This is a genomic window from Micromonospora trifolii (assembly GCF_022229005.1).
GTDB classification, from domain to species: Bacteria; Actinomycetota; Actinomycetes; order Mycobacteriales; family Micromonosporaceae; genus Micromonospora; species Micromonospora trifolii.
Genome location: NZ_JAKKFD010000076.1, coordinates 1 through 1017 on the forward strand (window position 1 = coordinate 1; position 1017 = coordinate 1017).

The window sequence follows — 1017 nt, forward strand, 5'->3', positions numbered from 1 at the left end:
GGTCAGTGACTGCTTGGCTACTCGCACGGCGGAGCGTTCCTATGGTCTGCCGGATGAGTTGCTGACGCCGTCGCTGCCGTGGTCGCTCGCCGGGCTGCGTAAGGCGTGGAACGCCGCGAAGGCCGATGCGGCGCCGTGGTGGGGCGAAGTGTCCAAAGAGGCGTTCAACACCGGCCTGGATGCTCTCGCCCGTGGCCTGAAGAACTGGGCTGTCTCCCGTCAGGGCGGGCAAGCCGGCAGGCCGGTCGGTTTCCCCCGCTTCAAGTCCCGCCGCCGTGGCACACCGTCGGTGCGGTTCACCACCGGAGCGATCCGCGTCGAGCCCGACCGCCGGCATGTGGTGCTGCCGAGGCTGGGTCGGTTGAAGCTGCACGAATCCGCCCGTAAGCTCGCCCGCCGTGTCGAGGGCGGCACCGCTCGGATCATGTCCGCGACCGTGCGCCGCGACGGCGGACGGTGGCATGTCTCGTTCACCGTCGAGGTGCAGCGGGCTGAACGGCAACCGGCCCGGCCCGCTTCGGTGGTGGGTGTGGATGTCGGGATCACACATCTTGCGGTGTTGTCCACCGGTGAGCGGGTCGACAACCCGCGCCACCTCGTCGCGGCGCAGGCCCGACTGCGGGCGCTGGGTCGGGTGTTGTCGCGGAAGTCCGGCCCCGACCGGCGCACCGGCTGCCGCCCCTCGAACCGCTGGCAACGCGCCTCGGACCGACTTGGTCGCGCCCATGCGCGAGTCGCGAACCTGCGCCGCGACGGGCTGCACAAGCTCACCACGAGGCTGACACGCGAACACGGCACCATCGTTGTCGAAGACCTGAACGTCGCGGGCATGCTGCGCAACCGGCGGCTGGCCCGGCACATCGCTGACGCCGGGTTCGCCGAGATCCGCCGTCAGCTGGCATACAAGACCGGATGGAACGGCGGCCGGTTGCTCGTGGCCGACCGCTGGTATCCGTCCTCGAAAACCTGCTCGGGCTGCGGCGCGGTGAAAGCCAAGCTCGCCCTGCACGAGCGTGA

1 protein-coding gene is annotated in these 1017 nt (G+C 70.0%); it reads left to right on the forward strand.

What is annotated here, in order from left to right; genetic code table 11:
- On the forward strand, nucleotides 1–1017 hold a 1017-nt coding region (gene tnpB / locus NIE79_RS32595; protein ID WP_238682215.1), incomplete at both ends, for an IS607 family element RNA-guided endonuclease TnpB.